Genomic DNA, 23,834 nt, shown 5'->3' with positions numbered 1-23,834 from the left:
CGGACGGCAGTGAGCACTGCGGGCGCGCCTCGCCGCGCCCGCCGCGCTCAGCCCTTGCGGGCCTTGACCTCCTCGGTGAGCTGCGGGACGACCGCGAACAGGTCGCCGACGACGCCGTAGTCCACGAGGTCGAAGATCGGCGCCTCGTTGTCCTTGTTCACGGCCACGATCGTCTTCGACGTCTGCATGCCGGCCCGGTGCTGGATCGCGCCGGAGATGCCGGCCGCGATGTAGAGCTGCGGCGAGACGGTCTTGCCGGTCTGGCCGACCTGGTGCGAGTGCGGGTACCAGCCCGCGTCCACCGCCGCCCGGGAGGCGCCGACGGCCGCGCCGAGGGAGTCGGCCAGTTCCTCGATGATGCGGAAGTTCTCCGCGCCGTTGACGCCGCGGCCGCCGGAGACGACGATCGCCGCCTCGGTCAGGTCGGGACGGCCCGTCGACTCGCGCGGGGTCCGGCCCACCACCTTCGTACCGGCGGCGGACTCGCCGAAGCCGAACGTCAACTGCTCCACGGCGCTCTCGACGGGGGCGGCCTCGGGGGCGGCGGAGTTGGGCTTGACGGTGATGACAGGGGTGCCGCGCGAGACGCGCGAGCGGGTGGTGAACGCCGCGGCGAACACGGCCTGCGTGGTGACCGGGCCTCCCCCAGAGGCTTCGCCCTGGGCGGTGTCCCCATCACCGGCCTCGACGTCCACGGCGTCGGTGATGATGCCGGAGCCGATCCGCACCGCGAGGCGGGCGCCGATCTCCTTGCACTCCACCGACGACGGCAGCAGCACGGCGGCCGGCTGCACGGCGTCGTACGCGGCCTTCAGCGCGTCGACCTTCGGTACGACGAGGTAGTCGGCGAACTCGGCGGCGTCGGCCGTCAGCACGCGCACCGCACCGTGCTCGGCGAGCACGGGCGCCGCGGCGTCGACGCCGGGGCCCAGGTGGACGGCGACCGGGTCGCCGATGCGGCGGGCGAGGGTCAGCAGTTCGAGCGTCGGCTTGCGCACGGCACCGTCGACGTGGTCGACGTAGACGAGGACTTCAGTCATGGATCTCGTTCTCCTGCGATACGAGGGCGGAAGGCGGAACGGCGAAGGGGGTGCGGGGACTCAGATGAACTTCTGGCCCGCGAGGAACTCGGCGAGCTGCTTGCCGCCCTCGCCCTCGTCCTTGACGACCGTGCCGGCGGTGCGCTCCGGGCGCTTCGTGGCGTCCTCGACCTTCGTCCAGGCGCCCGCCAGGCCGACGTCCCCGGCGTCGATGCCCAGGTCGTCCAGGTCCAGGGTCTCCACCGGCTTCTTCTTCGCCGCCATGATGCCCTTGAACGACGGGTAACGGGCCTCGCCCGACTGGTCGGTCACGGACACGACGGCCGGCAGCGCCGCCTCCAACTGCTCGCTCGCGGCGTCGCCGTCGCGGCGGCCGGTCACCTTGCCGTCGGCGACGGCGACGGCGGAGAGCTGGGTCACCTGGGGCACGCCCAGGCGCTCGGCGAGGATCGCGGGCAGCACGCCCATGGTGCCGTCGGTGGAGGCCATGCCGCAGACGACGAGGTCGTAGCCGACGTGCTCGACGGCCTTGGCCAGGACGAGCGAGGTGCCCATGACATCGGTGCCGTGCAACTCGTCGTCCTCGACGTGCACGGCCTTGTCGGCGCCCATGGACAGGCCCTTGCGCAGCGCGTCGCGCGCATCCTCGGGGCCCACGGTCAGCACCGTGATCTCCGCGTCGTCGGCGGCCTCGGAGATCTGCAGGGCCTGTTCGACCGCATACTCGTCCAGCTCCGACAGCAGGCCGTCGACGGCCTCGCGGTCGGTGGTCAGGTCATCGGAGAAGTGCCGGTCGCCGGTGGCGTCGGGCACGTACTTCACACAGACAACGATCCTCAAGCTCACGCCGGCTCTCCTACCGCTTCGTATCGAGACACTGCCGTGCTGGCAGCATAGGCGCCATCGACGGCTGCCACCGGGCGGATCCGGTGGTCGCCGTCCAGTTTATTACTCGCCAGTAAACCCGTGCGGGCGCCCTTCGCTCAAGGTCGCCCGGCTGTGACATTTCCTACCCGTTCCGCCCGCCCCTGCTCCCCCGTGATCGCCTCACCCAGCGCGGCGATGACGTCGGCCTTGCGCGGCAGGCCCGCCGCGCGGCGCACCACCCGGCCGTCCGCGTCCAGCACGAGCACCGTCGGCGTGCGCGTCACCTCCAGCCTGCGGACGAGCCCGAGATGGCTCTCGGCGTCCACGTCCGCGTAGGCCACGCCCGCGACCATGCCCGCCACGTCCGCGAGGATGCGCCGCGTGGCCGCGCAGGGGCGGCAGAAGGCGCTGGAGAACTGCACGAGCGTGGCCCGCTCCCCCAGCTCCCGCACGTCGAGGTCCGCCGCCGTCAGCCGCTCCACCGGCTGCTCAGCGCCTGCCCGTTCCGCCGCCGCCCGTTCCGTCGTGCCGTCCGCCATGCATTCCAGCATGCAGCACCGCCGCCGGGTCAATGACAAGATCCCGTCACGCCGAAGGGTGGGTCTGGCGCGGGGCGCACACGTCGTGCACGATCGGGGTGTATGCACCTACGCACGCGTAACTTCCGCCGGGAGCTCCTGACCCTCCGGGCCGGAGAAGGGACCAGCCCGGCATGGCAGACCTCGTCTACCCGCCCGTCGTCGGCATCTGCAAGACCGCCTTCAAGGCGATGGACCTGCGGATCGACCTGAAGGGCCAGGAGCACGTGCCGCGCCGCGGCGGCGCCGTCCTGGTGAGCAACCACATCAGTTACCTGGACTTCGTCTTCTGCGGCTACGCGGCCCGGCCCGCGAAGCGCTTCGTGCGCTTCATGACCAAGGAGTCGGTCTTCCGCCACCGCGTCTCAGGACCGCTGCTGCGCGCGATGAAGCACATCCCCGTCGACCGCGCGCAGGGCGGGCAGGCGTTCGCGCACGCGCTGCGGGCGCTGCGCTCCGGCGAGGTCGTCGGCGTCTTCCCCGAGGCGACGATCTCGCAGTCGTTCACGCTGAAGTCGTTCAAGTCGGGCGCCGCGCGGCTGGCGCAGCAGGCGGGAGTGCCGCTGCTGCCGATGGCGGTGTGGGGGACGCAGCGGATCTGGACCAAGGGCCGGTCACGCGACTTCGGGCGGAACCACCTGCCGATCACGCTGCGCCTGGGCGCGCCGGTGCCGACCGGGGACGGGGTGGCGGACGCGCCGGCCGAGGGGGCGCACGAGGACGCGGAGAAGCTGACGGAGCGGCTCAAGGGGCGGATCCAGGAGCTGCTGGAGGCGGCGCAGCACGCGTACCCCGACCGCCCGCGGGGGCCGGGGGACGACTGGTGGCAGCCGGCGCACCTGGGCGGCAGCGCGCCGGTGCCGGGGGTCTGAGCGGCGGGGCGGCGGGAGTCCGAACGGCGGCCGGAGGGCTGCGCGGCGAGGGCTGAGGGCCGAGGGCCGAGCGGCGGGGGTCGGGGCATACCGCGGGACCGGCCCCGACTCGCCTCCACCCGGCCTCGGCCTGCCGTACCCCTCGCCCTCGATCCCGGCGTCAGGTCGAGGGTGAGGTTCAGGGTGGGAGCGGGCCTCAGGCCGGGTCGCGGATCTCGATCTCGGCGCCGGGCGAACTCTTCTGCAGCGCCTCGGCCAGTTCCTCCGCCGCGGCGGTCAGCTCGTCGTACGTCATCGGCTCCTGCCGCTCCAGCAGGAACAGCGCGTTCGTGGAGTCCTCGGTGAGCCGGGTGCGCACGCCCTGGCGCCAGTTCCAGCGGCGGCAGGTGACGCCCGTGCCGTCGCGCCAGACGACCTCGCCGGGGTCGGGGTGCTCCTCGTCGAAGCGCTCCTCGCCGGTGGCGCGGATGAGGTGCATGTCGCCGTCGATGTGGTCGGTGTCCTCGCCGCCGACGGGGACGAGGTGGGCGACGCTGACGGCGTTGTAGATGTCCACCAGCCGGTTGATGCGCGGCAGGCCGGCGTCGGCGAGGGCGCGGCGGGCGAGCGCCTCGGCGGAGTTGCGGAACTTGGACGGCTTGGCGCCGAAGGCGGCGTACGCGGCCCGCCACGCCTGCATGTGCGGGTCCTGCTGCGGCGGGGTGCCGCCGAGGCGCGCGGCGAGGCGGCGGGCGGCGTCGTCGAGGAGCGCGGCGCCGGCGGCGTCGCTGGGGCCGCCGACGAGGCCGCGGGCGACGACGGCGACGTGGGAGAAGCCGGGGGCGAGGGCGCGTACGTCGTCGGCGACGTGGGTGCGGAGGGTCATGCGGTCCTTCTGCGGGTCGGGGCGGGGTGGGGGTCGGTGGGCCGCGGCGGTGCCGGGGCGTACGCACGGTACGGGAGACGGGCCCGCGGGGGTGCGGCGAGCGGCGGCTTTGTCAGGTGGGCGGCCTGCCCTTGGGTGGGTGTGAGGGGTTGTGTGGGGTTTGCAGGGGGATTGCGCGGGGGTCACAGGGCGGCGGGGAGGATGCGGTCCAGGTGGCGGCGGTCGGTGGCCGCGCGGAGCGCTTCGAGCGTAGCCGGATGGGGCGTCGCGCGGACCAGCTGGTCGTCGTGCTCGCCCGCGGACGGGTCGGGGACGAAGGCCAGTTGCTCGCGGTCGAGGCGGAACTGCGCGTCCACGCCCGGCTTGTTGCCGCGGGGATCCTGGCGGATCCAGTCGCGTCCGGGCAGCCGCACCGCGACCAGGCCGTGCAGCACGCCGAGGTGCTGGTAGCAGAAGCCGGCCGGTATGCCCTGCGCGCGCAGGAGGGCGACGAGGGCGTGGGCCTTGGCGTAGCAGATCCCGGTACGGGCCTTCAGTACGTCCGAGGCGCGGCAGGTGACGCGGAGGTCCCCGGCGTCGTTGGAGTGCGGGATCGTGTCCCGTATGAACTCGTAGGCCCCCTTGGCGTACGCCTCCGGCGCCTCCGCGACCTCGCGCAGCCGGTACGCGGTCCCGGCCACGAGCGGGTGTTCGTGGTCGACGACCGCGTCGGCGGCGAGGTACGCGGACAGGTCGGGCCGCTCCTGCTGGAGTTCCATGCAGGGCAGCGTATAGGCATGCGGCGGTTACGTCCTCCGCATTTCCTCCGCGATCGCGGCGACGAAGGTGTCGACGTCCTCCTCCGCGGTGTCGAAGGAGCACATCCAGCGCACCACGCCGTCCGCCTCGTCCCAGAAGTAGAAGCGGAAGTCCTTCTGCAGCGCCAGCGACACGTCGTGCGGCAGCCGGGCGAAGACGCCGTTGGCCTGCACGGGGTGCAGCACCTCGACGCCGTCGATGCCGCGGACGCCGTCGGCGAGGCGGGCGGCCATCGCGTTGGCGTGGCGGGCGTTGCGCAGCCACAGGTCCTTGGCGAGCAGGGCCTCGAACTGGGCCGAGACGAAGCGCATCTTGGAGGCGAGCTGCATCGAGAGCTTGCGCAGGTGCTTCATCGCGCGTACGGCGCCGGGGTCGAGCACGACGACCGCCTCGCCGAGGAGCATGCCGTTCTTCGTGCCGCCGAAGGAGAGGATGTCGACGCCGGCGACGTTGGTGAACGCGCGCATCGGCACGTCAAGGCTCGCCGCCGCGTTGGCTATCCGGGCGCCGTCCAGGTGGACGCGCATGCCGCGGCGGTGCGCGTGGTCGCAGACGGCGCGGATCTCGTCGGGGGTGTAGACCGTGCCGTACTCGGTGGCCTGGGTGATCGAGACGACCTGCGGCATGGCGCGGTGCTCGTCGTCCCAGCCGCGCGCCTCGCGGTCGATCAGCTCGGGGGTGAGCTTGCCGTCCGGCGTCGGTACGGTGAGCAGCTTCAGCCCGCCGACGCGCTCGGGGGCGCCGCACTCGTCGACGTGGATGTGCGCGGTGTCCGCGCAGATCACCGCGCCCCAGCGGTCGGTGACGGCCTGGAGCGCGACGACGTTGGCGCCGGTGCCGTTGAAGACCGGGTAGACGTCGGCGTCCATGCCGAAGTGGCCGCGGAAGACGTGCTGCAGGTGGGCGGTGTAGTCGTCCTCCCCGTAGCTGACCTGGTGGCCGCCGTTGGCGAGGGCGAGCGCGGCGAGGATCTCCGGGTGCGCGCCGGCGTAGTTGTCGCTGGCGAAGCCGCGCACCGCCGGGTCGTGGCGGCGCTTGGCGTCGGTGCGCGGAGCCTGCCCCGCGGCTCCCGTGGTCGTCGTGGTCATGGCTGGGCGGTGAGCCACAGGCGGGTCCCGTTCAGTTCTTGCGCGGGCCGGTCCCAGACCTCCGCGATGTTGTCGGCAAGGTCGTCCACGTCGGTGAAGCCGGCGAACTTGGCGTTCGGCTTGGCTTTCCGCATCGCGTCGTTCACCAGCGCCTTGACCACCAGGATGACGGCCGCCCCGGCGGGCCCGTCCAGCCCTTCGGCCTCCCCGGCCTTGCGGAAGCCGTCGGCCATGGCCAGCGTCCACGCCTCGGCGCCGGCCTTGGCGGCGGCGTACGCGGCGTTGCCCGCGGTGGGCTGGCTGGCGCCGGCGGCGCTGACGAGGACGTAGCGGCCGCGGTCGCTGCGGCGCAGCGGCTCGTCGAAGGCGAGGGACGTGTGCTGCACGGTACGCAGGAGCAGGTCGTGCAGGACGGTCCAGTCGGCGAGGTCGGTGGCGGCGAAGGAGCGCGAGCCGCGCCAGCCGCCGACGAGGTGGACCAGGCCGTCGACGCGGCCGTAGTCCTTCTCGATGCGCTCGGCCCACGCGTGGGCGGCGTGCAGGTCGAGCAGGTCGACCGTGTCGCCGGTGACCTGCGCCATGCCGCCGCCGGCGGCCCGCGCCGCGTCGACGGCCTCGGCGAGCCGCTCGGCGTCCGCGTCGCAGCCGATGAGGACCGCGCCGGCCTTGGCGAGCCGGCACAGCGCCGCCTGCCCCGCGGGCCCGCCCGCTCCCGCCACGGCCACGACGGCGCCGGTCAGCGGCCCGCTCTTTCCGTTCCTGCCGTTTGCCCCGGGGCTCATGACGATCTCCTCCTCCGCTGCCCTGCCGACCGCGGGGTCCGTCACGCGGCGTCCGCCAGTTCCGCGGTCTCGGCCGTGATGCCCCGCGTCGACTCGATCACCTTGCGCAGCTTCTTGGCAAGGGCCTCATAGAACATGCTGAGGGGAAACTCGTCGGGCAGCACGTCGTCCACGAGTTTCCGCGGCGGCTTCGTCAGGTCGAGGGCGTCGGGGCCCTTGGCCCAGGTGGAGCCGGGGTGCGGGGCCAGGTAGGTGGACACCAGGTCGTACGCCTTGAACCAGTGGACCAGCTTCGGGCGGTCGATGCCCTCGCGGTACAGCGTCTCGATCTCGTTGCGCAGCCGTCCCGTGACCTCGCGGGCCAGGTCCCAGTCGACGGACAGCCGGTTGTCGGTCCAGCGCAGCGCGTCGTGCTTGTGCAGGTAGGCGAAGAGGAGCTGGCCGCCGAGGCCGTCGTAGTTGCGGTTGCGCTCGCCGGTGACGGGGAAGCGGAACAGCCGGTCCATGAGCACCGTGTACTGCACGTCGCGGCCCTGCGGAAAGCCGTCGGCGGCGAGCTTTCCGGCCTCGTGGAAGGCGGTGAGGTCGCAGCGCAGCTCCTCTATGCCGTACATCCAGAACGGCTGCCGCTGCTTGATCATGAAGGGGTCGAACGGCAGGTCGCCGTGGCTGTGCGTGCGGTCGTGGACCATGTCCCAGAGCACGAACGTCTGCTGCGCGCGGTCCTGGTCGGTGAGGAGGCCGCGGGCCTCCTCGGGCAGCTCCAGCCCCGTGGCCTCGACGGCGGCGGCGCTGACACGGCGGAAGCGGGCCGCCTCGCGGTCGCAGAAGATGGCGCCCCAGGTGAAGCGCGGGGGGACCTCGCGCATGGCGATGGTCTCGGGGAAGAGCACGGCGGAGTTCGTGTCGTACCCGGCGGTGAAGTCCTCGAAGGTGATGCCGAGGAACATGGGGTTGTCGTAGCGGGTGCGCTCCAGCTCGGCGAGCCAGCCGGGCCAGACGACGCGGATGACGACGGCCTCGAAGTTGCGGTCCGGGTTGCCGTTCTGGGTGTACATGGGGAAGACCACGAGGTGCTGCAGCCCGTCGGCGCGGTGCTCCGCGGGGTGGAAGGCGAGCACCGAGTCCAGGAAGTCGGGCACGCCGAACCCGTCGGCGGCCCACCGGCGCAGGTCGGCCACGACCGCGTCGTGGTACGCGGCGTCGTGCGGCACCAGCGGGGACAGCTCCCGTACCGCGGCGGCGGCGCGCTCGACCGCGTCCTCGGCGGCGGGACGCGCCGGGGCGCCCTCGGCCTCGAAGTCGATCGAACCGTCCTTGGCCTGCCAGGGGCGGATCTCCTCGACGGCCGCCTTGAGCCGCGCCCAGGCGGGGTGCTCGACTACGCGCGGCCCGTCCGCGGCGGACAGAACGTCACCTTCCGCGGTTACGGACGCAAGGATTTCCGTCATGGACCACTCCTACGTTAAGAACTTCCCGTTTCCCCACCGTATCCCTGCACCGGGACCTCCCTCAAGCGGGCCTCCGGGAAACCTTGCACAGATCACGGGTACGTAACGGAATTCTTCCGGCGAAGAGAGGTTCATCCCCTGGTCTTTCCCGTCTCCATGCCTTATGGGGTACCGGAGCGGCAGCACGGGGCAGCCCGCCCACGCCCGGAGGGCCCCGCCCCCGACCCGCCGTGCCGACCCGCGCACGACCGGTGTCGATCTCCCCGAATTGGCCTAGGCTTTGCGCCAGTCTGTGACGGACCGCCGACGGAGGGCGAGAGCGCAGTGTCATTTCTGACCATCGGTCACCGCGGGTTGATGGGCGTCGAGCCGGAGAACACGATCCGCTCCTTCGTCCGCGCGGATCGCGAGGGCATGGACGCCATCGAACTCGACGTGCACCTGAGCAAGGACGGCCACCTGGTCGTCATGCACGACCCCGACGTGGACCGCACGACGGACGGCGAGGGCCCCATCGCCGACTTCACGCTCGCCGAACTGCGCGAGCTGGACGCCGGCCAGGGCGAGCGCGTCCCGACCTTCGACGAGGTGGTCGAGGCGGTGAAGGGCCGGCTCCAGGTCGAGATCAAGGACGTCGCCGCGGCGAAGGCCCTCGCCGGCGCGATGACCGCGCACGACCTCGCCGGCCGCGTCGAGGTGCTCTCGTTCCACGACGAGGCGCTGGCGGAGATGCGGCAACTCCTGCCCGACGTGCCGCGGGTGCTGGTCGCCAGCCACTACGGGGTCGGGGTGGTCGACCGCGCCCGCGAGGTCGGCGCGGTCATGCTGTCGCTGAACATCCGCCGGCTCACGCTGGAGCTGGCCGACCGCGCGCACGACGCCGGGCTGCAGGTCATCGCCTGGACGGTCAACACCCCCGAGGAGCTGAAGCTCGCCCGCGGCCTCCGGCTGCAGGGCGTCGTGACGGACTTCCCCGGGATGAAGCACTCGGTGCGCTTCACGGCCTGAGCCGCAGCGCGCTCCCCCTGCGCCCGCTCCTTGCGCCTGTGCGCTCGCGTGCGGGCGCAGTCGCGAGGGCAGCCTTCCGTCAAAGCTCCCTGCGCCCCGGGTCGGCACCCCCGGACCCCGCAGTCGGGCCGCGGGGCCGCCGCCGTCGTCGTCCGAGGGGGCCCGGGTGCACGGACCACCGCTCGCCGGCCTGCTGCTGACCGCGCTGTGCGCGGGCGTCGCCGGCCTGTGTCTGCTACGGATGCGGGCCGTCGCCGCCGAGGAGCGGCGCGGCGCCGCGGGGGACGCGCTCATGGGACTGGGGATGGCGGCGATGGCGCTGCCCGCGGGGCTGCCGGGGCCCGCGGCCTGGACGGCGGGCGCCTTGGCGGCGGTCTTCGGGGCCGCGTTCGTACGTGCCGTGCTGCCGCTGCGTGCCGCGGGGCACCACCTGCACCACGCGATCGGCGCGCTGGCGATGGTGTACATGGCGGTGGCCATGGGCGCGGCGGACCACGGCGGGCACGGCGCCGCCGCCGGGCTGCCGGCCGTCACCGCCGGGCTGCTGGCGTATTACGTGCTGTATGTGCTGTACGGGGGGCTGAGGCCGGTCGCCGCGGGAGCAGGGGGTCCGCGGGGGCCGGTCGCGGCCGGGGGCGGCGGGGGGTGGGCCGGCCGGCCCGAGCTGGCCGGTGCGTGCCGGGTCTGCATGGGGGCGGGCATGGTCGCGATGCTCCTCGCCCTCTGACTCCCCGGTGTCGTCCGTCACTTCACGGGCACACACGTACCGGCCGGCGTCCCGGCTCCGTACGCTGATCACATGGTGATCCCGCTCACGCTGCTCGCCTTCGCCGTCCTCGTCGCCGCGGTCGCGCCCCGGCTGCTGACCCGCGCCGCGTGGGCCGATCGCGAGCCGGTGCTCGCGCTCTGGGTGTGGCAGTGCGTCGTGGCCGCCGTGCTGCTGTGCTGCGGGCTGGCCATGTCGCTGAGCGCCGCCGTGGCCTGGGCGCAGGTGCACAGCGGGGTCTTCGCCCCGGCACCCGCAGCGGTGCGGGACGCGTACGGCGACGCCACCGGCGCCACCTGGGCCGCGGTGCTCGCCGTGGGGCTGGCGGCGGGCGGGCTGTGGACGGCCGTGATGTTCGTACGCGAGGTCCGTACCGCACGGGTGCAGCGCCGCCGGCGCCGCGAGGAACTGCGCCGCCGGGCGCCGCTGCTGCCCGGCGAGGACGCCGGTGCCGAGCGGCTGGTGGTGCTGGAGGGCGAGCGCCCGGACGCCTGGTGGCTGCCCGGCGGGCAGGCCGCCCAGCTCATCATCACCACCGCCGCGCTGCGCCGGCTGAAGAAGCGCCAGCTCGACGCGGTGCTCGCGCACGAGCAGGGGCACAGCCGGGCCCGCCACCACTGGCTCCGGCACTGCGCGGGCGCGCTCGCGGGCGTGCCGAGCTTCCCGGTCTTCCGGGCCTTCCGCGACGAGGTGCACCGGCTGTGCGAACTGGCCGCCGACGACGTCGCCTCGCGCCGCTTCGGGCGGATGACGTTCGCCACCGCGCTGGTCGAACTCAACGAGGAACGCGGCGTGTTCGGCCCCGGGCCCGGCCACGGCCACCACGCCCACCTCCCGCAGCGCGTCGACCGGCTGCTCGCGGCGGCACCGCGGTTCACCCCGGCCCGCCGGCTGCGGCTGACCGTCGCCGCGCTGGCGGCACCCGCCGTACCGCTGCTGGTCGCTTTCGGCCCCGGCCTCAGCGCGCTCGCGTAGGGTCGGCGGCGTGACAGCCGCCGTGCCTCGCCACACCTCCCCCGCCCTGCGCCTCACCGCCGCCGTCCTCACGCTGCTGAGCGTCCTGCTCACGGTGCTGGTGGCCGCCACCTGGCAGCCGCTGATGGACGCCGACCGCGGCGTCGCCGACCGTCTGCACTCCGCCGCCCTTTCCCACTCCGGCTGGACGAAGGCGAACCGGATCATGACCGACTGGGTCTGGGACCCCGCGACCATGCGGCTGCTGATGCTGGCCGTGATCTTCTGGCTGCTGTGGCGCGGCGCGCGGCTGCTGCCGCTGTGGCTGGCCGGCGCGGTCGCGGTGGGCTGGGTGCTGCAGTACGCCCTGAAGGCGGGGGTCGGCCGGGACCGGCCGACGTGGGCCCACCCGGTGGACTCCGCCTCGCACGCCGCCTTCCCCTCGGGACACGCGATGGCCGTCGCGCTCGTCTGCGGCCTGCTCCTGTGGGTGCTGAGCCGCATGCCCGGCGTGCCGGCCGGTCTGCGGTACGCCGCGTGGACGGCGGCGGCCGTGTCGGTGGCGGGCGTGTGCTTCACCCGGGTGTGGCTCGGGGTGCACTGGATGAGCGACGTGATCGGCGGCGCCCTGATGGGCGCGGCCATCGCGGCCATCACGGCGGTGGCGTACGGCGCGGTGGCACGGTCCCCGCGCGCCGAGCGGTCGGAGGTGCGCGGATGAGCCCGAAGGCCGTGCTCTTCGACTTCTCCGGGACGCTCTTCCGCATCGAGCCCTCGGTGCGCTGGCTGCGCGCGGCACTCGACGCCTCAGGGGTGACGGCCGACGACGCCGCGATCGCGCGGTACGCCACCGCGCTGGAGCGGGCGGGGGCGCTGCCGGGCGGCAGTTTCCCCGAGCGCGTACCGGAGTCGCTGGCGGAGCTGTGGCGAACCCGGGACCGGAGCGCTGAGCGGCACCGGGCCGCGTACACGGGCCTGGCCCGGCTGGTCCCGCTGCCGTGGCCCGATGGGATCTACGAGGCGCTGTACGAGCGGCACATGGCGCCGGCGGCGTGGGACCCGTACCCCGACGCGGCGGCCGTGCTCCGCGGGCTGCGGGAGCGGCGGGTGCGGGTGGGGGTGGTGAGCAACATCGGCTGGGACCTGCGGCCGGTGTTCCGCGCGCACGGGCTCGACGCGTACGTGGACGCGTACACGCTGTCCTACGAGCACGGGGTGCAGAAGCCGGACGCACGGCTGTTCCGGGTGGCGTGCGAGGCGGTCGGGCGGGCGCCGGAGGACGTGCTGATGGTCGGCGACGACCGCCGCGCCGACGGCGGCGCCACGGCGCTGGGGTGCGGCTACCTCCCGGTGGACCACCTGCCGGCCGCCGAACGCCCGGACGGGCTGGGGCCGGTGCTGGGGCTCGCCGGCTGAGAGCGCGTACGGCCGCCGCCCGCGGGGGGGGTTCAGCTTCCTGCGGCCGGCATCTCGGCGGCCGGGTGGATGGCCAGCTTGAACTGCGCGTGGATGATGCGCGCACTCCTCGCGCCGTTGTGGCGGACGAGGAACGCCAGCGGGGTGCGCGGCCGGACGAAGATCTCGTGGTGCTTGTGGCGGTACTCGCCGCCGGGGGTGCCGGCGTGGTCCTCGGTCGCGGTGGCGTCGTAGCCGCCGGCGAGGCCGAGGGGGTCGCGGACGAACCTGTCCCGGACCTCGGTGTAGTCGCCCTTCTCCCAGTACACCATCGCGGTCAGCGACCCCCAGCCCTCCCGGCTCGGCCAGATCAGGCCGGAGCGGCGGTCCGGGTAGGAGGACCGCTTGCCGTCCGGCTGGGCCGCCTGGTGCATGCCGTGGGCGTCGAACGACTCGCGGGCGCCGTAGGGGAAGCGGACGATGTGGTACTCGCCGTCGGCGGGTATGACCTGCGGTTCGTCGACGATGAGCGAGCAGATGTAGACAGCCATGCGACTCCCGTTCGGGGTGGGGAAGTGCACGGAACAGTGGACTCCGTACGCCCTCCTGTCAAGGAGCGGTGCCGGGGTCCACGAGGGTGACGGGGATGCGGGAGCGGACGTAGTCGCGGGCCAGGGTGGCGCGGCGCAGCCGCCAGAGCGGGGCGGTGCGGGCCGGGTGTTCCGCGTAGCGGCGGTCGCGGATGTCGTCGACCAGGGCGGCGGGGGCGCCGGTGGCGGCGAGGACGTCGAGGGCCTCGCCCTTGGTGATCAGACGGCCCTCGCGCAGGGTGACGCCGGCCCGGGCGACGGTGATCGGGCCGAGGTCGACCCACACGTCGCGCAGCCACCGCCGCCGCGAGGCGGTGGCGGGCAGCCAGTACTCCGCGAGGTCCTTGCGGATGAACGCCGTCAACTCCGCGTCCGGCAGCGGCGGGAGCAGTTCGGAAGGACCGGGACCGTGCAGCACCAGCGCGCCGGTGTGCAGCTCGCGCCGGGTGACCGGGGTGACGGGGCGGCTGAACAACTCGGCGTGGGCCCAGGTGAGGTGGTCGAGGCCGGCGCCGGCGAGGCGGTCCAGGGCCATGTACGAGCAGTGCAGCTTGGCGGCGAGCGGCACCTCGCGGTGGAGCCTGCGGTGCAGCGCCTCCAGCCGCCCGCGGGCGGCGGGGTCGGCGCCGACGTCATGGCGGACGACGGCGATGAGGTCGAGGTCGCTGCGGTACGGGCGGTAGTCCCCGAGGGCGAGCGAGCCGTGGGCCCACAGCGCCTCCAGCGGCACGGCGGCGCGCAGGGCGGCGAGGAAGCGGTCGAGGAGCGGCCCGGCGGCGTCGCGCGGGGGCATGTCAGGCGGCCAGCAGCTCGTCGAGGCCGGCGCGGGCCAGCTCCTCCAGCTCGTCGAGCGCGGCGCGGGCGCGGGCGGCGGTGCCGGGGTCGCGCTCGGGCAGGCCGCTGGCGACGAACTCGTCCTCGTCGAGCCGGAGAAGCGTCTGCCGGTCGCCGGAGAGCCAGAGGTCGAGCTCCAGGTCGTGCACGGTGACCCGGCCCTCCTCGACGCGGGCGGGCCTGGCCACGTCGCAGTACCAGCCCTTGATACGGCCGTCGGCGGCCTGGATCTCCTTGACCGAATACCAGCGGTCGCGCCAGAAGTGCTCGGTCCACACGTCGCCCTGCTCGAACCGCACGTACCCCGCGTCGCGCTCCTTCGGGCCGGCCCAGGGGGCCCGCACCACCGCGTGGTTGCCGTCGTCGCGGATGACGACCGCGGGGTAGCTCAGGCCCGGCCTGAGCTGCTTGACCAGCGTGACCTCGACCTCGCGGCCCGGTGTCAGCATGCCCTTCCTCCCGTACACGTCCCCCGGGCACGGTACCTGGGCGGGCCGGCCGGCCGCGGCAATTGGTGAGGCCCCGCGACGGGGGAGCGCGGGGCCTCACACCGTCAAACGGCCGACGGAGGCTCCGGGTTCCCGGCGGAACGAGAGAATTTCCGCGCCGAGGCATGGTGGGCTCAGGCGATCCCCCGCATCGCCCGAGCCCACCACTCCTCCCGGCACCGGGCGTGCTCGCCTCAGTACCGGAAGCCTTGCCGAGTATACTGGCTCTCAGCCAGTGAAGGCAGGAGTTACAGGATGTCCCCCCGCAGGCCCGCAGTCAATGAAGAACTCCGACGCCGTTCCCGGGAGCGTCTGCTGCAAGCCACGGTGGAGCTGGTCGACGAACGGGGCTTCGAGGGCACGACCTTGGGAGACATCGCGGAACGCGCGGGTTCCGCGCGCGGTCTGGTCTCGTACTACTTTCCCGGCAAACGCCAGTTGGTGCAGTCGGCCGTCCACCGGCTGATGCATCTTACGCTCGGGGCCGCCCTGGAGCGCCCGTCCCACACGGAGGACGGGCAGGAGCGGATGGCCCGGGCCATCGACGCGATCCTGGGCCTCTCGCAGGACCACCCCGTGCTCATGCGCCACCACATGGCGGGCATTCTGCAGGCGGACGGCTTCATCCAGTGCGCGGAGCAGCAACAGCTCGCGGTCCTGCTCCGCGACACCGTGGCGTGCTGGGGCTCGCCCCACCCGGACACCGAGTACCCGATGCTGCGCGCCCAGCTCATGGGCGCGGTCTTCGCGCTGCTGCTGCCGGGGGTGCCGATGCCGCTCGACCGGCTGCGCGGCGAGCTGTTCCGGCGCTACGGGCTGGACTGGCACCTCGGCGTCCCGCCGGAAGGCGTGCAGCCCTTCGACGGGACGCCGGTGCGGGCCGCGCACCGGCGGTAGCCGCAGGAAGCGGCCACCGCCGGGTACGCGGACCCGACGGAACACGGACCGGAGCCGGCCCGCGACGTGCCGGTCAGCGGCGCCCGCGGATCAGCGGTAGTCAGGCTGCGTCTGCGTGTTCAGCTCGGGCAGCCGCACCCAGCGCGCGCTGTCCGTGCGCCGGTCGTTGATCTTCAGGACGTCCAGGCCCTTGGCGATGTCGTTGGAGTAGACATAGCCGTTGTAGTAGTACGCGGACCAGGAACCGCCGGTGACCAGGGAGGTGTCCGAGAGCGGGCCGCGCTCGAAGTAACCGATCTCCTTGGGGTTGCGGGAGTCGGTGAAGTCCCACACGGAGACGCCGCCCTGGTACCAGGCCTGCACCATGATGTCGCGGCCGCCGGCCACCGGGACCAGCGAGCCGTTGTGCGCGACGCAGTTCTCGGTGTCCGCCTGGTGCCGCGGGATCTTGTAGTAGCTGCGGAAGATGAGTTCGGACTTCGTTCCGCGCTGCTTGAGGTCGTAGATCCCGTTCGCGCCCTGCTTCGGGCCGATCTCCTCGTTGCAGGTCGCGGCGCCGCCGCCGCCCAGCTCGTCGGTGAAGACGACCTTCTGGCCGTCCTTGCTGAACGTCGCCGAGTGCCAGAACGCGAAGTTCTCGTAGTCACTCACCTGATCGATGACTTCCGGCGCCGCCGGGTCGGAGATGTCCATCAGGATGCCGTCGCCCATGCAGGCGCCGGCCGCGAGGTCGAGCTTGGGGAAGGCGGTGATGTCGTGGCAGCCGGTGGTGGCCGACTTGCCGGGGCTGCCCGGGTTGCCGCCGTCGGGGAACAGCACCGGGAAGTCGATGACCTCCGAGCGCTCCGGAGCGGACCGCGGCACCTTGACTATGGAGATGCCGTCGTGCGGCGGCTGGCAGTCGGGGAAGGTGGCGCTGGGCGAGTACGAGGAGACGTAGAGGTAGACGTTCTTGCGCTCGGGCACCAGCGTGTGGGTGTGCGAGCCGCAGGCGGTCTCGACGGCGGCGACGTACTCGGGGTTGCGCTTGTCGCTGATGTCGAAGACCTTCATGCCCTCCCAGGAGTCCTTCTCCGTGGCGGGCTGGGTGGTGCTGTTGCAGGAGTCGTCGCTGCGCGACGAGTCGGTGGACAGGAACAGCAGGTCGCCGGAGACCGACACGTCGTTCTGCGAGCCGGGGCAGAGCACCTCGCTGACGACCTCGGGGCTCTTCGGGTCGGCGATGTCATAGATGACGAAGCCGTCGTAGTTGCCCGCGAAGGCGTAACGGCCCTGGAAGGCGATGTCCGAGTTGGTGCCCTGCAGGGCACCCTTGTCGAGGTGGGCGACGTGCTCGATGTTGTCGCTGTTGTCGATCTCGTCCACGCCCGGCACGTCACCGCGCTCGATGGCTTCCTGCGCCTGCGAACGTTCACTGCTGCTGAGCTTCTTCGGGGCGTTCGGCCCGTCGCCCGGGTCCGGCACCGCGGCCGCGGTGCCGGCGGTCAGCAGCGACCCCACGAGCCCGATCAGGGCCGCGGCCGCGGCCAGACCTCTGCGCCGCGTACGTGATCTGTGCAACGACGTCACGTGATTCCCTCCCACTGGTGCCTCTACGGCAGTTGAAATCAAGGCAGTATCTCGCCAAGCATGTACATCACAACAGACGGAAACACAGTTGTCATGCAAACTTTTGGTCCTGTCGGCACCTGCTCGTGCTAGACCTACCTGGCAACTCGCCGGAACCACCTGTACGGAGGTCACCTTGCGGCACCCACGCGCGCTCGCCTCAGTCGTTCCGCTCACCGCCGCCCTGCTGCTGGCCGGCTGCACCGGGGGCGACTCGTCCGACGACGCCGGGGACGGCGGCAAGGCGTCCGTCATCGCGCCCGGGAAGCCGGGGGAAGAGGCGAGCAGGATCCCCGCGGACCAGGTCGAAGAGGCGCGCGGCGACGACCGGCCCAACACGGCGGACACCACGTACATGCGCGACATGATCGAGCACCACGGGCAGGCGATCGTGATGACCGGCCTCGCCGAGAAGCGCGCGGGCGCCGAGGGCGTGCGCGGGATCGCCGAGCGGATCGCCGCCGGGCAGCAGCCGGAGATCGCGGTGATGGAGGCGTGGCTTGAGGAGAACCAGGGCGGCGGGGAGGACGGCCACGACGGCGGGCACGCGGGCGGGCACGAGGCGATGCCCGGGATGGCGAGCGAGGCGGACCTCGGCCGGCTGCGGGCGGCGCGCGGCGAGGAGTTCGACGCGCTGTTCCTCAAGCTGATGATCGCCCACCACGAGGGCGCGGTGGAGATGGCCGAGGAGGTGCTCGGCAAGGGCAACAACGAGTACGTCGAGCAGTTGGCGACCGGCGTGATCGCGCAGCAGCTCAGCGAGATCGGCCGGATGGAGAAGCTGGCGTAGCTCCCCGGCCTGCGGTTCCGCGCGTCCCGGGGGCGTTGTCAGTGGCCGGGTGCAGACTGACCCGTAGTCGACGACGAGGTCGCACGGTCGCACGGAGGTGGACCCTATGCAGGACGTGGTGCTGGCGGTCGGAACGCGCAAGGGGCTGTTCCTGGGACGGCGCCGGGGCGGCGCGTGGGAGCTGGACGGGCCGCACTTCAGGGCCCAGGCGATCTATTCGGTGGGCATCGACACCCGCGGCGCGGCGCCCCGGGTGCTCGCCGGAGGCGACAGCAGCCACTGGGGCCCGTCGGTCTTCCATTCCGACGACCTCGGCGCGACCTGGGAGGAGCCCGGACGGCAGCCGGTGAAGTACCCGAAGGACACCGGCACTTCGCTGGAGCGGGTCTGGCAGTTGCAGCCCGGAGGGGCCGAGGCCCCCGGTGTGGTGTACGCGGGCACGGAGCCCGGCGGCCTCTTCCGGTCCCAGGACGGCGGCGAGACGTTCGAGCTGATGCGCTCGCTGTGGGACCACCCGACGCGGGAGAAGTGGGAGCCGGGCGGCGGCGGGCTCGCCGTGCACACGGTGGTCACCGATCCGCGGGACGCCCGGTCCGTGACGGTCGCCGTGTCCGCCGGCGGGGTGTACCGCACGGTGGACGGCGGGGCGAGCTGGGCCCCGTCGAACTCCGGCGTGCAGGTCGTCTTCCAGCCGGAGAGGTTCCCGGAGTTCGGCCAGTGCGTGCACAAGGTCGCGCGGGACGCCGTCGACCCGGACCGGCTCTACCTGCAGAACCACTGGGGCGTCTACCGCAGCGACGACGCCGGGGCCACCTGGACCGACATCGGCGCGGGACTGCCGTCGGACTTCGGCTTCGCCGTCGCCGCGCACCCCTCGCGCGGGAACACCGCGTACCTCTTCCCCATCACCGCCGACGCCGACCGGGTGCCCGCCGGGAACCGCTGCCGGGTCTACCGCACGTCGGACGCCGGGGCGACCTGGGAGCCGCTGTCGGCGGGGCTGCCGGCGGAGGACCACTACGGCACGGTGCTGCGGGACGCGCTGTGCACCGACGACGCCGACCCCGCGGGGGTGTACTTCGGCAACCGCAACGGGGAGGTCTTCGCCAGCGCCGACGAAGGGGAGAGGTGGACGCAGCTCGCCGCGCACCTGCCGGACGTGCTGTGCGTACGGGCGGCGGCTGTCTGAGACGTGGCGGGTGGGGCCCGTGGAGCCAGTAGAGTGACCGGCCATGGCTGGACGTCCTCTCCCCGACATCGTCGAAGCCGGCTGGGCCAAGGCCCTGGAACCGGTCGCCCAACAGATCGCCGCCATGGGCGACTTCCTCCGCGCGGAGGTCGCGGCGGGGCGAACATACCTGCCCGCGGGACCGAACGTGCTACGGGCCTTCCAGCAGCCGTTCGACGACGTGCGGGTGCTCATCGTCGGCCAGGACCCGTACCCCACCCCGGGTCACGCCGTGGGCCTCAGCTTCTCCGTCGCCCCGGACGTGCGCCCGCTGCCCGGCAGCCTGGAGAACATCTTCCGCGAGCTGCACAACGACCTGGGCCACCCCCGCCCCGCCAACGGCGACCTCACGCCCTGGACCACGCAGGGCGTGCTGCTGCTCAACAGGGCGCTCACCACCGCCCCCAGGCGCCCCGCCGCGCATCGCGGCAAGGGCTGGGAGCAGGTCACCGAGCAAGCCATTCAGGCGCTCGCCGCCCGCGGCCGGCCGCTGGTGGCGATCCTGTGGGGCCGCGACGCGCGCAACCTGCGCCCCATGCTCAGCGACTACCCCGCCATCGAGTCCGCCCACCCCTCCCCCATGTCCGCCGACCGCGGCTTCTTCGGCTCCCGCCCCTTCAGCCGGGCCAACGAGCTGCTGCAGAAGCAGGGTGCGGAGCCGGTGGACTGGACGCTGCCGACGAACGGATAGCCGCCATGACCAGCGCTACGCCCCGATGGGTGCTCGGCATCGACTCCGGCGGCTCGGGGCTGCGCATCGCCGCGGCCGCCGTCCCCGCGGACGGCGGCGACCCCGCGGAGGACGACGCGACCGTGGAGACCGCGGGGCCCGTCGCCACCGGGGACAACGGGATCGACGCCGACGACCTCCTCGGCAAGCTGCTGCCCGCCGCGCACCGGCTGCGGGGCGCCGCGGGGGCCGAGTCGTTCGAGGCCGTGTGCGTCGGCGCCGCCGGCATGGCCTCCCTCGGCGCCGATCTGCGCGCCCGGCTGCCGCACGCCCTGGCGGACGCCCTCGGCGCACGGCACCTGGCGCTCGCCGCCGACGGGGTCACCGCGTACGCGGGCGCCATCGGGCAGCATCCCGGCGCCGTCGTCGCCGCCGGCACCGGCATGATCGCGGTCGGCACCGGGCTCGACGCCGCGGGATGGCGGCGGGCCGACGGCTGGGGGCACCTGCTCGGCGACTGCGGTGGCGGCGCGTGGATCGGGCGGGCGGGTCTGGAGGCGGCGATGCGGGCGTTCGACGGCCGCCGCGGGGGCTCCGCGGCGCTCCTGGCCCGGATGGAGACGGTGTTCGGCACCGGCACGCAGATGCCGGGTCTGCTCTACCCGCGGCCCGACCGCCCGGCGGTGCTGGCCTCGTTCGCGCCGGAGGTCGCGCGCTGCGCGCCGCACGACCCGGTCGCCGCCGGGATCCTCACCGAGGCGGGCGAGCACATCGCCGCCGCGGCCGTCGCGGTCTGCCCCGCGGACCCCGGCAGCGCGGTCGCGCTCACGGGCGGGCTCTTCGGCATCGGGGAGCCGCTGCTCGCGCCGCTGCGCGCGGAACTCGCGGTGCGGCTGCCGCGCGCCCGGGTGTCGACCGCGACGGCGACGCCGCTGGCGGGGTCGCTGCGGATCGCCGCCGCGCTGGCGGCCGGCGAGCTGCTGCTGCCGGTGGAGCGGGGCATGCTCGACGTCTGGTAGACCCCTTTTCCGGGCCGCGGGCGGCGCGGGCGCGGGGACGGCACGTAACGGCGCGGGGACGGTCCGTACGAGGGCGGTCACCGCCTGTCCGCCGGTGTGCCCCCGCGGTCACGCCCGCGGGCGAATGGCGACCCCGGGCATGTGGCGGACCGCGGTGAGGCGTTAGCATGCGGCGCCATGAGCTCTGCCGATGGACACGCAGCCGGTCTGCCCGTACGTATGCCCCGCCGTCAGCCGGGGCGGCACCGTAAGCCGGAGCGGCCGAGCGCGCCCGAGGGCGCGCCGGCGCTGGTCCTGGCCGTGCCCGGGGCGCCGTCCGCGGAGATTCGCGGCATGGCGGAGGAGGTGCTCAGCATCGCCCGCTCCGACCTTCCGGGGCTCGACGGCCGGGTGGCCTACGCCGAGGGCGAGAACGAGGAGTTCCCGCCGCTGACGGCGGTCCTCGCGCAGGCCGCGGCGCAGCGCGCCGCGCACGCCGAGGCCGGGACGCTGGAGGTGGCGGAGGACGTGCCGGTGGCCGTGGTGGTGCCGCTGCTCGCGGGCCCCGATCCGGTGCTGCTGGACCGGCTGCGCGACGCGGTCGCGACGAGCGGGACGGCGGTCGAGCTCACCGACGTCCTCGGGCCGCACCCGCTGCTCGCCGAGGCGCTGCACGTGCGTCTTTCCGAGGCGGGCCTCGCCCGCGCGGACCGCGCGCGGCTGTTCACGGTCGCGACCGCCGCGGACGGCATCATCCTCGGTGCCGTGGGCGGCGAGGAGGCCGTGCAGGCGGCGGGCGTGACGGGCATGCTGCTCTCGGCGCGGCTGGCGGTGCCGGTGATGGCGGCGGCGCTGGACCAGCCGGGCGCGGTGGCCAAGGTCGCGGAGTCGCTGCGCAGTTCGGGTTCCGCCCGGCTCGCGCTCGCGCCGTACGCGCTGGGCCCCGAGCTGCCCGCGGGGATGCTGGCCACCGCGGCCGAGGAGGCGGCGTGCGAGGCGGCGGAGCCGCTGGGCCCGTACCCGTCGGTGGGGCAACTGGCGCTGACGCAGTACACGACGACGCTGGGCATCGCGCCGCAGCCCGCCGGGTCGCCGCTGCGCTGACGTACCCCGCAGGACATCGTCCGGAGCCGCCGGCGCACGCCGGCGGCTCCGCTGCTTCAGGACCGCGTCCGCGCGCCCGGGGTACGGGCCGTCCGCCGCGCCCGGGTCAGGCGAACACGACGCACGACGCCGCCGGCAGCGCGGCCGAGCCGGAGCGCCGCGGCGTGCCGCTCTCGCTGTCGATGTCGAACCACGTGACGTCCCCGGAGTGCTCGTTGGCCGCGTAGAGGTGCCGGCCGCCCGGGTCGATCGCGAGGTCCCGCGGCCAGGTGCCGCCGCAGGGGACGTTCGAGACGAGGCCGCGGACGCCGCCGTCGTCGCCGAGCGCGAGGGTGGCGACGACGTCGGGGCCGCGGACGGCGGTCCAGCAGAAGCGGCCGTCCGGGGAGACGGCGATGCCGGAGGCGTACGGGGTCTCGTCCACCGCGGCCGTCTCGTCCGTCAGCATCGGGGCCTCGGCGAGCGGTTCGAGGGTGCCGGTGGCGGCGTCCCAGGAGCAGACGGTGACGACGGGCTCCAGCTCGCAGGCGACGTAGACGCGGTGTCCCTCCGGGTGGAAGGCCAGGTGGCGCGGGCCGGTGCCCGGGCGCAGCGGCACCTCGTGGTTCAGCCGCAGGGCGCCGCGGTCGGCGTCGAGGGCGCAGACGAGCACGGAATCGGTGCCGAGGTCGACGCCGAGGACCCAGCGGCCGGTCGGGTCGGGGACCACCTGGTGGGCGTGCGGTCCCTCCTGCCGCTCGGTGACCGGGCCACTGCCCTCGTGCTGCAGCAGCGCGGCGGGACCCGCGAGGGTGCCGTCGCGGTTGACGGTCACCGTGCTGAAGCTGCCGGAGGTGTAGTTGGCGGTCAGGACGTGGCCGCCGGCGAGCGCGAGGTGGGCGGGGTGGTCGCCGCTGACGGGCACCGGGTCGCCGGCGGGCTCGGGCTTGTCGTCGGCGAGCCGGAACGCGGCCACACTGCCGCCCTCGGTCTGGCTCACGGCGTACAGCAGGCCGCCGTCGGCGACGGCGAGGAACGAGGGGTCGGCGACGGCGTCGGTCGAGTGCCGCGGGGTGAGGGCGCCCGTACCCGGGTCGATGTCGGCGACGGTGATCCCGGCGCCGCCGCGACTGGAGAACGAGCCCACACAAGCCCGCAGAACCGATTCACCCATGCGCTTTCCCCTTCCAGCAGGTCCGGAGCCGGTCCGGGCGACCCTACCCGACGATCTCCCGGCCGTCCGGCTGTCTCCCTCACCCCTGCGCTCCCCACCCGGTCCCGCCCCGCCGGGCCCTTACCGCATCGGGGGGGATGTGCAGCACAATGTGGTCCGCGCAGGGGCCGCGGACCGTGAGATCCCCCCACACGCGGGACCGGGCGACACCATCCGTATGGAGGACGGCACGTACCGCGGCAACGTCGACATCACCGGCTCCGCCGGCGGCGGCTACGGACTGCACCTGGACGGCGCCTCGTACCGGAACCTGACCGGGTTCACGGTCACCGGCGGCCAGTAGGGCATCGTGACGGACGCCGCCTGCCACGTGGACATCGCCTCCGTCACCGTGCACTGCCTGGACACCGAGGCCGTGCACTTCCGCAACTCCAGCTCCGACGGCTCGACCACCGACTCCCGGATCTACGACACCGGCCGTAACGGCCGCGGCATGGGCGAGGGCGTCTACGTCGGCAGCGCGGGCGGCACCGGCGACCGCAGCGACCGCATCCTCATCGAGGGCAACACGATCGGCCCCGGCGCCGGCGGCGGGAACGTGGACATCAAGGAGGGCACCACCGGCGCCCGGATCATCGGCAACACCTTTGACGGCAGCGGCCTGACGGGCGCGGACTACGACGACTCGTGGGTCGGCATCACGGGCGACGACGTGCTGGTGGCGGAGAACACCGGCCGCGGCACCGCCAACGACGGCTACCAGACCCACGAGGTGCAGGACGGCTGGGGCTGCAACGCCCCGTTCCGCGGTCCGGCCTGGGCGGCGCGACGGGCCCCGACCGGTACGCCATCGACGTCACCAACCACGACGCGCTGAACTGCCCCGTGACCGTCTCCGGCAGCAGCACCGCCAGCGGCGGCCGCGGCCTGGTCAACCCCGGCGTCCCGGTCACCGGCTGACCGCCGCCCCGGCCGACGGGCCCGGGGCGTCCGCTTCATGCCGGGCTTGG

General features: G+C 73.7%; 25 protein-coding genes and 1 pseudogene. 13 read left to right on the top strand and 13 right to left on the bottom strand.

What is annotated here, in order from left to right:
- Window positions 1-47 precede the first annotated feature (47 nt).
- From FB457_RS06190 to FB457_RS06180, 3 genes are all read right to left on the bottom strand, one after another.
- A complete protein-coding gene (locus FB457_RS06190) occupies window positions 48-1,040 on the bottom strand; it encodes an FAD-binding protein (RefSeq protein WP_145781102.1) in 993 nt (330 codons plus the stop codon).
- A 60-nt stretch (window positions 1,041-1,100) separates the two neighbouring features.
- Window positions 1,101-1,886, bottom strand: coding sequence for an electron transfer flavoprotein subunit beta/FixA family protein (locus tag FB457_RS06185; protein WP_047014509.1), 786 nt, complete (start codon window positions 1,884-1,886; stop codon window positions 1,101-1,103).
- Between the two features lie 137 nt (window positions 1,887-2,023).
- On the bottom strand, window positions 2,024-2,446 hold the full coding sequence (locus FB457_RS06180; RefSeq protein WP_047014510.1) for a TlpA family protein disulfide reductase: 423 nt from the start codon (window positions 2,444-2,446) through the stop codon (window positions 2,024-2,026).
- A gap of 173 nt (window positions 2,447-2,619) precedes the next feature.
- Between FB457_RS06180 and FB457_RS06175 the strand changes: the two genes are divergently transcribed.
- Window positions 2,620-3,357, top strand: coding sequence for a lysophospholipid acyltransferase family protein (locus tag FB457_RS06175; RefSeq protein ID WP_047014511.1), 738 nt, complete (start codon window positions 2,620-2,622; stop codon window positions 3,355-3,357).
- A 196-nt stretch (window positions 3,358-3,553) separates the two neighbouring features.
- Here FB457_RS06175 and FB457_RS06170 read toward each other — a convergent pair whose 3' ends face one another.
- The 5 genes from FB457_RS06170 to FB457_RS06145 all read right to left on the bottom strand — a co-directional run bounded on the left by FB457_RS06170 (window position 3,554) and on the right by FB457_RS06145 (window position 8,341).
- Window positions 3,554-4,222, bottom strand: coding sequence for a phenylalanine--tRNA ligase beta subunit-related protein (locus FB457_RS06170; RefSeq protein WP_145781100.1), 669 nt, complete (start codon window positions 4,220-4,222; stop codon window positions 3,554-3,556).
- Window positions 4,223-4,404: 182 nt separating this feature from the next.
- Entirely contained in the window at window positions 4,405-4,980 is a 576-nt protein-coding gene (locus tag FB457_RS06160; RefSeq protein WP_047014513.1) for a transglutaminase-like domain-containing protein, read from the bottom strand.
- 27 nt (window positions 4,981-5,007) lie between these two features.
- A complete protein-coding gene (locus FB457_RS06155; RefSeq protein ID WP_047014514.1) occupies window positions 5,008-6,108 on the bottom strand; it encodes a threonine aldolase family protein in 1,101 nt (366 codons plus the stop codon).
- Window positions 6,105-6,890, bottom strand: coding sequence for an SDR family NAD(P)-dependent oxidoreductase (locus FB457_RS06150; RefSeq protein WP_047019723.1), 786 nt, complete (start codon window positions 6,888-6,890; stop codon window positions 6,105-6,107). Before FB457_RS06150 ends, FB457_RS06155 begins: the two co-directional genes overlap by 4 nt.
- A gap of 41 nt (window positions 6,891-6,931) precedes the next feature.
- Window positions 6,932-8,341 carry a DUF6421 family protein gene (locus tag FB457_RS06145; RefSeq protein ID WP_047014515.1) on the bottom strand — a complete coding sequence of 470 codons (1,410 nt, stop codon included), beginning with the start codon at window positions 8,339-8,341 and terminating at the stop codon, window positions 6,932-6,934.
- A 324-nt stretch (window positions 8,342-8,665) separates the two neighbouring features.
- Here FB457_RS06145 and FB457_RS06140 point away from each other — a divergent pair, with 324 nt between their 5' ends.
- The 5 genes from FB457_RS06140 to FB457_RS06120 all read left to right on the top strand — a co-directional run bounded on the left by FB457_RS06140 (window position 8,666) and on the right by FB457_RS06120 (window position 12,485).
- Complete coding sequence (locus FB457_RS06140) at window positions 8,666-9,349, top strand: glycerophosphodiester phosphodiesterase (RefSeq protein ID WP_078898125.1); 684 nt, start codon at window positions 8,666-8,668, stop codon at window positions 9,347-9,349.
- A gap of 166 nt (window positions 9,350-9,515) precedes the next feature.
- Complete coding sequence (locus FB457_RS06135; RefSeq protein WP_145781099.1) at window positions 9,516-10,076, top strand: DUF5134 domain-containing protein; 561 nt, start codon at window positions 9,516-9,518, stop codon at window positions 10,074-10,076.
- Between the two features lie 72 nt (window positions 10,077-10,148).
- Window positions 10,149-11,090 carry a M56 family metallopeptidase gene (locus FB457_RS06130; RefSeq protein WP_047014518.1) on the top strand — a complete coding sequence of 314 codons (942 nt, stop codon included), beginning with the start codon at window positions 10,149-10,151 and terminating at the stop codon, window positions 11,088-11,090.
- A 10-nt stretch (window positions 11,091-11,100) separates the two neighbouring features.
- On the top strand, window positions 11,101-11,790 hold the full coding sequence (locus FB457_RS06125) for a phosphatase PAP2 family protein (RefSeq protein WP_047014519.1): 690 nt from the start codon (window positions 11,101-11,103) through the stop codon (window positions 11,788-11,790).
- On the top strand, window positions 11,787-12,485 hold the full coding sequence (locus FB457_RS06120) for an HAD family hydrolase (protein ID WP_047014520.1): 699 nt from the start codon (window positions 11,787-11,789) through the stop codon (window positions 12,483-12,485). Before FB457_RS06125 ends, FB457_RS06120 begins: the two co-directional genes overlap by 4 nt.
- A gap of 32 nt (window positions 12,486-12,517) precedes the next feature.
- On the opposite strand, the gene FB457_RS06115 is transcribed toward FB457_RS06120, so the two are convergent.
- Genes FB457_RS06115 through FB457_RS06105 form a run of 3 tightly spaced genes read right to left on the bottom strand, consistent with a single transcriptional unit; the run spans window position 12,518 to window position 14,337 of the window.
- Entirely contained in the window at window positions 12,518-13,015 is a 498-nt protein-coding gene (locus tag FB457_RS06115) for a hypothetical protein (protein ID WP_047014521.1), read from the bottom strand.
- 58 nt (window positions 13,016-13,073) lie between these two features.
- Complete coding sequence (locus FB457_RS06110; RefSeq protein ID WP_047014522.1) at window positions 13,074-13,847, bottom strand: nucleotidyltransferase domain-containing protein; 774 nt, start codon at window positions 13,845-13,847, stop codon at window positions 13,074-13,076.
- A gap of 1 nt (window position 13,848) precedes the next feature.
- Window positions 13,849-14,337 carry a DUF402 domain-containing protein gene (locus FB457_RS06105; RefSeq protein WP_145781098.1) on the bottom strand — a complete coding sequence of 163 codons (489 nt, stop codon included), beginning with the start codon at window positions 14,335-14,337 and terminating at the stop codon, window positions 13,849-13,851.
- A 294-nt stretch (window positions 14,338-14,631) separates the two neighbouring features.
- Here FB457_RS06105 and FB457_RS06100 point away from each other — a divergent pair, with 294 nt between their 5' ends.
- Entirely contained in the window at window positions 14,632-15,273 is a 642-nt protein-coding gene (locus tag FB457_RS06100; RefSeq protein ID WP_047014524.1) for a TetR/AcrR family transcriptional regulator, read from the top strand.
- Between the two features lie 90 nt (window positions 15,274-15,363).
- Here FB457_RS06100 and FB457_RS06095 read toward each other — a convergent pair whose 3' ends face one another.
- Window positions 15,364-16,842 carry an LVIVD repeat-containing protein gene (locus FB457_RS06095; protein WP_078898126.1) on the bottom strand — a complete coding sequence of 493 codons (1,479 nt, stop codon included), beginning with the start codon at window positions 16,840-16,842 and terminating at the stop codon, window positions 15,364-15,366.
- Window positions 16,843-17,017: 175 nt separating this feature from the next.
- On the opposite strand from FB457_RS06095, the gene FB457_RS06090 reads away from it, so the two are divergent.
- The 5 genes from FB457_RS06090 (at window position 17,018) to FB457_RS06070 (ending at window position 21,671) form a co-directional block, all read left to right on the top strand.
- A complete protein-coding gene (locus tag FB457_RS06090; RefSeq protein ID WP_145781096.1) occupies window positions 17,018-17,671 on the top strand; it encodes a DUF305 domain-containing protein in 654 nt (217 codons plus the stop codon).
- A gap of 106 nt (window positions 17,672-17,777) precedes the next feature.
- Complete coding sequence (locus FB457_RS06085; protein WP_145781094.1) at window positions 17,778-18,860, top strand: beta propeller repeat protein; 1,083 nt, start codon at window positions 17,778-17,780, stop codon at window positions 18,858-18,860.
- Between the two features lie 43 nt (window positions 18,861-18,903).
- Entirely contained in the window at window positions 18,904-19,590 is a 687-nt protein-coding gene (locus tag FB457_RS06080) for a uracil-DNA glycosylase (RefSeq protein WP_047014527.1), read from the top strand.
- A 5-nt stretch (window positions 19,591-19,595) separates the two neighbouring features.
- Window positions 19,596-20,588 carry an N-acetylglucosamine kinase gene (locus tag FB457_RS06075; protein ID WP_047014528.1) on the top strand — a complete coding sequence of 331 codons (993 nt, stop codon included), beginning with the start codon at window positions 19,596-19,598 and terminating at the stop codon, window positions 20,586-20,588.
- A 177-nt stretch (window positions 20,589-20,765) separates the two neighbouring features.
- Window positions 20,766-21,671 (top strand): sirohydrochlorin chelatase family protein, encoded by a 906-nt coding sequence (locus tag FB457_RS06070; protein WP_173534816.1) that lies wholly within the window; start codon window positions 20,766-20,768, stop codon window positions 21,669-21,671.
- Between the two features lie 106 nt (window positions 21,672-21,777).
- Here the strand turns inward: FB457_RS06070 and FB457_RS06065 are convergent, their stop codons facing one another.
- Entirely contained in the window at window positions 21,778-22,824 is a 1,047-nt protein-coding gene (locus FB457_RS06065; protein ID WP_047014530.1) for a lactonase family protein, read from the bottom strand.
- 127 nt (window positions 22,825-22,951) lie between these two features.
- On the opposite strand from FB457_RS06065, the pseudogene FB457_RS06060 reads away from it, so the two are divergent.
- A pseudogene (locus FB457_RS06060) lies at window positions 22,952-23,784 on the top strand (right-handed parallel beta-helix repeat-containing protein).
- Window positions 23,785-23,834: the final 50 nt, after the last annotated feature.

The organism is Streptomyces sp. CNZ287, from assembly GCF_007827615.1.
Note: the sequence above shows the minus strand (reverse complement) of the source record. Positions and strands in the feature narration are given on the sequence as shown.

What these genes read in the sequence shown, in the direction of transcription:
- FB457_RS06120 (WP_047014520.1), top strand. Translation starts at nt 11,787, where the DNA reads ATGAGCCCGAAGGCCGTGCTCTTCGACTTCTCCGGGACGCTCTTCCGC.
- FB457_RS06100 (WP_047014524.1), top strand. Translation starts at nt 14,632, where the DNA reads ATGTCCCCCCGCAGGCCCGCAGTCAATGAAGAACTCCGACGCCGTTCC.
- FB457_RS06115 (WP_047014521.1), bottom strand. Translation starts at nt 13,015, where the DNA reads ATGGCTGTCTACATCTGCTCGCTCATCGTCGACGAACCGCAGGTCATA.
- FB457_RS06080 (WP_047014527.1), top strand. Translation starts at nt 18,904, where the DNA reads ATGGCTGGACGTCCTCTCCCCGACATCGTCGAAGCCGGCTGGGCCAAG.
- FB457_RS06075 (WP_047014528.1), top strand. Translation starts at nt 19,596, where the DNA reads ATGACCAGCGCTACGCCCCGATGGGTGCTCGGCATCGACTCCGGCGGC.
- FB457_RS06105 (WP_145781098.1), bottom strand. Translation starts at nt 14,337, where the DNA reads ATGCTGACACCGGGCCGCGAGGTCGAGGTCACGCTGGTCAAGCAGCTC.
- FB457_RS06110 (WP_047014522.1), bottom strand. Translation starts at nt 13,847, where the DNA reads ATGCCCCCGCGCGACGCCGCCGGGCCGCTCCTCGACCGCTTCCTCGCC.
- FB457_RS06145 (WP_047014515.1), bottom strand. Translation starts at nt 8,341, where the DNA reads ATGACGGAAATCCTTGCGTCCGTAACCGCGGAAGGTGACGTTCTGTCC.
- FB457_RS06085 (WP_145781094.1), top strand. Translation starts at nt 17,778, where the DNA reads ATGCAGGACGTGGTGCTGGCGGTCGGAACGCGCAAGGGGCTGTTCCTG.
- FB457_RS06190 (WP_145781102.1), bottom strand. Translation starts at nt 1,040, where the DNA reads ATGACTGAAGTCCTCGTCTACGTCGACCACGTCGACGGTGCCGTGCGC.
- FB457_RS06065 (WP_047014530.1), bottom strand. Translation starts at nt 22,824, where the DNA reads ATGGGTGAATCGGTTCTGCGGGCTTGTGTGGGCTCGTTCTCCAGTCGC.
- FB457_RS06175 (WP_047014511.1), top strand. Translation starts at nt 2,620, where the DNA reads ATGGCAGACCTCGTCTACCCGCCCGTCGTCGGCATCTGCAAGACCGCC.
- FB457_RS06170 (WP_145781100.1), bottom strand. Translation starts at nt 4,222, where the DNA reads ATGACCCTCCGCACCCACGTCGCCGACGACGTACGCGCCCTCGCCCCC.
- FB457_RS06155 (WP_047014514.1), bottom strand. Translation starts at nt 6,108, where the DNA reads ATGACCACGACGACCACGGGAGCCGCGGGGCAGGCTCCGCGCACCGAC.
- FB457_RS06160 (WP_047014513.1), bottom strand. Translation starts at nt 4,980, where the DNA reads ATGGAACTCCAGCAGGAGCGGCCCGACCTGTCCGCGTACCTCGCCGCC.
- FB457_RS06070 (WP_173534816.1), top strand. Translation starts at nt 20,766, where the DNA reads ATGAGCTCTGCCGATGGACACGCAGCCGGTCTGCCCGTACGTATGCCC.
- FB457_RS06180 (WP_047014510.1), bottom strand. Translation starts at nt 2,446, where the DNA reads ATGGCGGACGGCACGACGGAACGGGCGGCGGCGGAACGGGCAGGCGCT.
- FB457_RS06130 (WP_047014518.1), top strand. Translation starts at nt 10,149, where the DNA reads ATGGTGATCCCGCTCACGCTGCTCGCCTTCGCCGTCCTCGTCGCCGCG.
- FB457_RS06150 (WP_047019723.1), bottom strand. Translation starts at nt 6,890, where the DNA reads ATGAGCCCCGGGGCAAACGGCAGGAACGGAAAGAGCGGGCCGCTGACC.